This window comes from Frankia sp. CoBUL1 (assembly GCF_978021245.1).
Map to the genome: position 1 here is coordinate 1 of NZ_CDXDOS010000224.1, position 5608 is coordinate 5608.

General features: G+C 70.0%; 2 protein-coding genes, 2 tRNA genes and 2 pseudogenes. 4 read left to right on the forward strand and 2 right to left on the reverse strand.

Annotation, left to right across the window (positions count from 1 at the left end):
- Both AC08OX_RS14245 and AC08OX_RS14250 read left to right on the forward strand, forming a co-directional pair.
- A pseudogene (locus tag AC08OX_RS14245) lies at window positions 1-531 on the forward strand (AfsR/SARP family transcriptional regulator); the annotation flags it as partial.
- Window positions 532-577: 46 nt separating this feature from the next.
- Window positions 578-718 (forward strand): annotated as a pseudogene (locus AC08OX_RS14250) (site-specific integrase); the annotation flags it as partial.
- A 126-nt stretch (window positions 719-844) separates the two neighbouring features.
- Here AC08OX_RS14250 and AC08OX_RS14255 read toward each other — a convergent pair.
- Both AC08OX_RS14255 and AC08OX_RS14260 read right to left on the reverse strand, forming a co-directional pair.
- A tRNA-Phe gene (locus tag AC08OX_RS14255) sits at window positions 845-921 on the reverse strand.
- A 52-nt stretch (window positions 922-973) separates the two neighbouring features.
- A tRNA-Asp gene (locus AC08OX_RS14260) sits at window positions 974-1048 on the reverse strand.
- 459 nt (window positions 1049-1507) lie between these two features.
- Between AC08OX_RS14260 and AC08OX_RS14265 the strand changes: the two genes are divergently transcribed.
- Together AC08OX_RS14265 and metH are read left to right on the forward strand one after the other, a co-directional pair.
- Window positions 1508-2080, forward strand: coding sequence for an enoyl-CoA hydratase-related protein (locus AC08OX_RS14265; RefSeq protein WP_476608272.1), 573 nt, complete (start codon window positions 1508-1510; stop codon window positions 2078-2080).
- Window positions 2040-5608: methionine synthase (gene metH / locus AC08OX_RS14270; RefSeq protein WP_476608271.1), on the forward strand; the 3569-nt coding region annotated here is incomplete at its 3' end. The genes AC08OX_RS14265 and metH, both read left to right, overlap by 41 nt.

A 5608-nucleotide genomic window follows, 5' to 3' on the forward strand; every position in this document is an offset into this window, starting at 1 on the left:
CCCAGCGCTCCGAAGCAGCGCCAGATCCTCGCGCTGCTTTTTCTCCGCGCGAATCGCATTGTTCCGGTCCAGAACCTCCTGGAGGAGCTCTGGGACGGACGACCGCCCTCGAGTGCCGTCGCCGCCATACACACCTATGTCATGCAGCTACGCCGCGCGATGTGCGATGGCCGCCCGCTGAGGTCCGGCCGCCGCCAACACCGGCTGGTGACGCACGAGTCGGGATACGAGATCCAGCTGGGGCCGGATGAACTGGATCTCGGTAGGTTCCGAGCGACCGCCCGGCACGCCCGGATGCTCACGAGCCGAGGCCACCACCGCGCGGGCGCGGCCCGCTATCGGGCGGCGCTTGAGATCTGGCGGACGCCGGCTCTGGTCGATGTTCCGGCCGGCCCGCTGCTGAGCGCCGAACTGGCGACCCTGGACGAGGAGCGGATGGCGGTGCTGACCGAGCGGATCACGGCGGACCTACGGCTCGGCCTCCATCACGACCTGGTCCCGGAACTGACTGCGCTCAGCCGGCTGGCGCCCACGAACGAGGACCTCATCTCTCTGCTGATGATTGCGCTCTACCGGTCTCGACGCGGGAGTGCCCCCGCACATCGTCCGGGACATCGCCGGCCACTCCGCGATCGACGTCACCATGACGATCTACGCGCACGTCTCCCTGGACGAGAAGCGCGCAGCGCTTACCAAACTGGGTGACCGGCTGGGATGATGTCCCATGTGGCAGTAAACGAGAACGGCCGTGGAGTTCCACGGCCGTTGCCACATCCACTGCCATATAACGATCTTCAAACGAGCCAAGGGAGATCATCTCTATGACGAAACCGCAGGTCAGCGGTGGTGGGCAGGGGCGGGGTCGAACCGCCGACCTTCCGCTTTTCAGGCGGACGCTCGTACCGACTGAGCTACCTGCCCCGGGTAGTGCGACTCTCGCATGAGCCACAGCGCACTGTTAGCCATACGAACGCGGTCCCGACGGGATTCGAACCCGCGACCTCCGCCTTGACAGGGCGGCGTGAACTCCAGGCTTCACCACGGGACCATGCTCTAGATCGATCTTCAGTTGTCGCCCTCCAGGTGCCAGCCACGAGCCCTGTCCGGATCTGGAGGTCATGCTACACGACACCGGGACCACTCGAAGGGCCGGGAGCCCAGGATTCTTGCCCAACAGTCCACGCACCCGATCACTCGCGATCCGCTATGGAGACGCGATATCGGCATGAGATCCGCGGAGTCCACGCGGCGGGCGCGACGGCACGCCGGGGCGCACCCGGGAACGCCAGGCACGCCGCCGACCTCGCGGGAACCGAGCGAAAGGTGCGCAGCAGCACGGAGTCGATCCAGACCGCCGTTGCCGATCCCGTTCTGACCCGGGTCCGATGACGGGGTCGCCGTCGCCACCCTGAACCGGCCCGAGGTCATGAGCGCGTTCACCCTGCCGATGGCCACCGCCTAGGCGCAGGCCCTGTGTGCCGCGGACGCCGACCCGGAGGTCCGGTTCATCGCGGCCTCCGCCTTCGTCGGCTCCGGCTTCTCCCGCCTCAGCCTGGCCGTCGAATACGGTCTGTCCTGGCATCTTCCCCAGATCATGGGCACCGCCCGGGTCTCGGACTTCCTGCTGTCCGGCCACGCCGTCAGCGCCACCGAGGCGGCCGAGCTCGGGCTGGTCAACCAGATGATCACGGATGACGACGTACTGGACCACGCGGTGCTTGTCGCCGGTTGGATGGTCGGTTTCCCGGGCACGGGCCACCATCCGAGCGACGCCCAGATCCGTGCGCTGTATGCCGACACCTCTGCCAGGTCTCTGCCAGGTCCGGATGAGCTCATGCGCGGCGCGGACCGGTGTCCCGCCCGGGTAGCATACGACTCTCAAGCGACAGCGACAGCGAAACGCTCGAGCCGGCGTGAAGTGATCACGATGGCACGGTATCGTCACTCACAGGTCGAGAGGCGCTGCAACGGGCCCAGGTCCGCCACGCTCGGCCCGCACCGTTCAGTAAGGGCGCCTCCCATAACCGGGAGGTGGTCTGATGGCAGGGTCCAGGTCGGTCGACGAGGTGGCCGTCCATGACGGTGCGGTCGGGGCCGGCGAGCGGGAGCTCCGGGAGCTGCTGGCCCAGCGGGTCGTCGTGCTCGACGGGGCTTGGGGCACGATGCTGCAGAACGCCGGGCTCACCCCGGCCGACTACCGCACGGAGCGGTTCCGCGACCACCCGAAGGACCTCGCCGGCGACCCGGACCTGCTGAACCTGACCCGTCCGGACGTGATCCTCGACGTGCACCGGCAGTATCTCGCGGCCGGCGCGGACATCACCACGACGAACACGTTCACCGCGACGAGCATCGGCCAGGCGGACTACGGGCTGCAGTCGCTGGTGCGGGAGATGAACCTGCGGGGCGCGCGGCTGGCCCGCCAGGCCGCGGACGAGGCCGCCCGGCAGACCGGGGGGCGGCGGTTCGTCGCCGGTTCGATCGGCCCATTGAACGTCACGCTCTCGCTGTCCCCGCGAGTGGAGGACCCGGCGTACCGGGCGGTGACCTTCGACGGGGTCCGGGCCGCCTACGCCGAGCAGATCCAGGCGTTGGCGGACGGCGGGGTCGACCTGCTGCTCATCGAGACGATCTTCGACACGCTCAACGCGAAGGCCGCGATCGCCGCCGCCCGCGAGGTCGCCCCGCGGCTGCCGCTGTGGATCTCGGTAACGATCGTCGACCTGTCCGGGCGGACGCTGTCGGGGCAGACCGTCGAGGCGTTCTGGAGCTCCATCGCCCACGCGCATCCGCTGGTCGTCGGGGTGAACTGCTCGCTCGGCGCCGAGGAGATGCGCCCGCACGTCGCCGAGCTCGCCCGGCTCGCCGGCACGTTCACGGCCTGCCATCCCAACGCCGGCCTGCCGAACGCCTTCGGCGGCTACGACCAGACCCCGGACGAAGCCGGCCAGTTGATCGGCGAATTCGCCGCCGCGGGCCTGGTCAACATCGTCGGCGGCTGCTGCGGGACGACGCCGGCGCACATCGCGCGGATCGCCGCCGCCGTCGGCGGTGCGCCGCCGCGCCCGGTTCCGACACCGCCGGCGCGCACCCGCTTCAGCGGGCTGGAGCCGTTCGAGATCGGCGAGGACACCGGCTTCGTCATGATCGGGGAGCGCACCAACGTCACCGGTTCGGCGCGGTTCCGGCGGCTGATCGAGGCCGACGACTACCAGGCCGCCGTGGACGTCGCCCTGGAGCAGGTGCGCGGCGGGGCCAATCTGCTCGACGTCAACATGGACGCCGACCTGCTCGACAGCGAGCGGGCGATGACCACGTTCCTGAACCTGCTCGCCACCGAGCCGGAGGCGGCCCGCCTGCCCATCATGGTCGACAGCTCGCGGTGGAGTGTGCTGGAGGCCGGGCTGCGCTGCGTGCAGGGCAAGGGCGTCGTCAACTCGATCAGCCTCAAGGAGGGCGAGGAGCCCTTCCTGGAGCAGGCCCGGCGCATCCGCGACTACGGCGCCGGCGTGGTCGTGATGGCCTTCGACGAGCGGGGCCAGGCCGACACCGCCGAACGCAAGGTGGCGATCTGCGCCCGCGCCTACGACCTGCTTACCCAGCGGGTCGGCTTCCCGGCCGAGGACATCGTGTTCGACCCGAACGTGCTCGCCGTCGCCACCGGCATCGCCGAGCACAACGGCTACGCGAAGGCGTTCCTCGACGCGTTGCCGCTGATCAAGCAGCACTGCCCGGGAGCGCGGACCAGCGGCGGCATCTCGAACCTGTCGTTCTCCTTCCGCGGCAACGACATCGTCCGCGAGGCGATGCACTCGGCGTTCCTCTTCCACGCCGTGCGCGCCGGGCTCGACATGGGCATCGTCAACGCCGGCCAGCTCGCCGTCTACCAGGACATCCCCGCCGACCTGCTCGAACTCGTCGAGGACGTGCTCTTCGACCGGCGCGACGACGCCACCGACCGACTCGTCGCGTTCGCCGAGACCGTGAGCGGGAGCGGGAGCGGCACGAAGCGCACGGTGGACCTGTCCTGGCGCGAGGCGCCGGTCGAGGAGCGCTTGGCGCACGCGCTCGTGCACGGCATCGTCGACTTCATCGAGTCCGACACGGAGGAGGCCCGGGCGCGGGCGGCCCGCCCCCTCGACGTGATCGAGGGACCACTCATGGACGGCATGAAGATCGTCGGCGACCTCTTCGGGTCGGGGAAGATGTTCCTGCCGCAGGTGGTCAAGAGCGCCCGGGTGATGAAGCGCTCGGTCGCCTACCTGGAACCGTTCATGGAGGCCGAGAAGCAGCAGGCGCTGCTGGCCGGCACCGACACCACCGGCACCGGCACCGGCACCGGCACCGGCCGTGCCAACCGTGGCAACGGCACGGTGGTGCTCGCGACCGTCAAGGGCGACGTGCACGACATCGGCAAGAACATCGTGGGTGTGGTCCTCGGCTGCAACAACTACGAGGTCATCGATCTGGGGGTCATGGTCCCCGCCACGGTCATCCTCGACACGGCGGTGGCGGAGGGCGCCGACGCGATCGGCCTGTCCGGCCTGATCACCCCGTCCCTGGACGAGATGGTCACGGTCGCCACCGAGATGCAGCGCCGCGGGCTGAAGCTGCCCCTGCTGATCGGCGGTGCCACCACCTCGCGCCAGCACACCGCGGTCCGCATCGCCCCCGCCTACGACGCCACCACCGTCCACGTGCTGGACGCCTCCCGCGTCGTCGGTGTGGTCTCGGACCTGCTCGACGCCGACCGGGCCGGGGAGCTCGCCGTGCGTAACCGGGTGGAGCAGAAGCTCCTGCGTGAGCAGCACGAGAACCGCCAGCAGCGCCCGCTGCTCCCCCTCGCGCAGGCCCGGGCGAACCGCGAGCAGGTCACGTTCGACGACCTGCCCGTCCCCGCCTTCACCGGCGTCCGCGTCGTCACCCCGGACCTCGGCGCGCTGCGCTCGATGATCGACTGGCAGTTCTTCTTCCTTGCCTGGGAGCTGAAGGGCAAGTTCCCGGCGATCCTGGACCAGCCGGTGGCCCGTGAGCTGTACGATGAGGCGAACGTCCTGCTCGATCAGATCATCGCGGACGGCAGCCTTCAGGCCCGCGGGGTCTACGGCTTCTGGCCCGCCGTCGCGGAGGACGACGACATCCTGATCGATCAGATCGACGTCGGCGCGGTGAACAGCGCCAGCTCGCCGGGTCCGGGTGGCACGGGGCGGCTGCGCCTGCCGATGCTGCGCCAGCAGACGGCCAAGCCCGCTGGGCGGCCGAACCGCAGCCTCGCCGACTACCTGGCCCCGGCCGGGGACCACATCGGCGGGTTCGCCGTGGCCGTCCACGGCGCCGACACGCTCGCGGCCGGCTTCGAGGCCCGGCAGGACGACTACCGGGCGATCATGGTGAAGGCCCTGGCCGACCGGCTCGCCGAGGCGTTCGCCGAGTATGTCCACCTTGAGGCGCGACGCGCCTGGTTCGAGCCGGACGCCAAGCCGTCGCTGGAGGATCTGCACGCCGAGCGCTTCCGCGGCATTCGTCCCGCCTTCGGCTACCCGGCGAGCCCCGACCACAGCGAGAAGCAGGCGCTGTTCGACCTGCTGGACGCCGGGCGGGTGGGGAT